The organism is Marinitenerispora sediminis (assembly GCF_003336425.1).
GTDB classification, from domain to species: Bacteria; Actinomycetota; Actinomycetes; order Streptosporangiales; family Streptosporangiaceae; genus Marinitenerispora; species Marinitenerispora sediminis.
The window spans coordinates 1-1,132 of the sequence record NZ_QEIO01000316.1; the positions used below are offsets into that span (position 1 = coordinate 1).

Below are 1,132 nucleotides of genomic sequence, written 5' to 3' on the forward strand. Positions count from 1 at the left end.
GGCCCGCGCCGGCCCGCCCCCGCACTCCGCGATCCCGCGCAACCGGAATGTCCCCGCCGCCGTCCAAGATCGGGCACGGACAGACCGCCGGACGGGGACGGAGACGACATGGGGTGGATCACGGTCAGCGACGGCTACCAGGTCACGGTGCGCGGCAGCGGCCGCGCGGCCGCCCTCGCCTGCCGCAACGCCAAGGGCCGCGACCTCGCCCGCGTACCCGCGAAGCTCCGCAAGCAGCCCGACGTCGCCCCGCTCACCGAACTGTGCGCCTGGCTCGCCGACCACGAGAGAACCGTCCGCGCCACCGCCGAGACGTGGATGCTGCGCTCGCTGCCCGTCCCCGCCACCCTGCTGCGCGCGGTCTGGCCCGACCCCGTGTGGCGGCGCACCCTCACCGACCTCGTCGTCGCCCCCGCCGCCGACGACCGCCCCGACCTCACCCGGTGCGGGCTGCTCCGCTCCGTGGACGGCACCCGCGGCACCGGCCTCGTGGACCTCGACGGCGAGACGCTGTGGACCGACGCCGCCGCCGTCTGCGTCGTCCACCCCGTCCTGCTCGGCGACGACCTCACCGCCTGGCGGGAACTCGCCGTCGAACTGGGCGCCGACCAGGACATCGCCCAGCTCATGCGCGACGTCTGGCTCCGCCCCGCCGACATGGACCGCGACGCCACCGCCGTCGACGCCTTCGCCTTCGCCGAGTACGAATGGGGCTCCCAGCTCGAACAGCAGGTGATCCGGCTGGGCGGACGCATCCGCGGCGAGGCCGCCCACTTCACCGTCCACGACGACGATCCCATCGGCGTCACCGTCTCCCTGCGCTGGCAGGGCCCGCAGAGCTCCACCTACCTCAACGGCCTCACCTGGACCCCCTCCGCCCGCGCCATCGGCGACATCGCCTGGTCCGAGGGCATCCGCATCCTCACCACCCTCTACACCAACCGCACCGTGCACGAGGACGACCAGCCCGGCGCCGCCGAGGAGTACCAGCGCTTCTGCGCCCGCAACCGCAGCCGCCGCGACCTCGCCGCCGAGACCGGCGCCCCGGCCGCCCCCGCGCCCCGCGAACGCCCTCGCCGCACCCGCGACGCCCTGCTGCGCGCCGACGGCATCACCGCCGACCCGCCCGCCG

General features: G+C 75.6%; 1 protein-coding gene. It reads left to right on the forward strand.

Features of this window, described 5'->3' with window-relative positions; all coding sequences use genetic code 11:
• Positions 1–108: 108 nt before the first annotated feature.
• Positions 109–1,132: DUF4132 domain-containing protein (locus DEF28_RS26560; protein WP_114446269.1), on the forward strand; the 1,024-nt coding region annotated here is incomplete at its 3' end.